This window comes from Bacillus sp. AFS037270 (assembly GCF_002585305.1).
Window position 1 is genome coordinate 1 of sequence record NZ_NUNF01000057.1, and the last position, 446, is coordinate 446.

The window sequence follows — 446 nt, forward strand, 5'->3', positions numbered from 1 at the left end:
TAGTCGAATCAATCGGGTATTTACGGGCAGTTATCCGATAGGATATTACTGCCCGTTAATACGCGGAAAAGTTGATTAGCTCATAAAAGTTACGTTGGCTTAGTTTCATAATAGAAACTAATAAATTATTGTTTGTTGACGTTTTTGTTTGTTTAGTTTTCAAAGAACAATGTCACCAAAAGCGACAGGAATACTATCTTATCGCATTTCTCACATTCTATCAATCATCAATTATTTCCAATTCCGATTGACTTGTACGCTCTTTTCGTGAGCGACTTTTCTATCTTAACACGTGATATGTTTTAGAACAATAGAAAGTTTTTTCCATTTTTTGATTCCTTGTTTACTCTTTTCAAGAGCGACCTTTCTATCTTAACACCGTCGGTGTTTACTTACAACAGAAAGTTTTTTCCAATTCTCAAAAAGGGGAAAGAAAAAGACAGAAA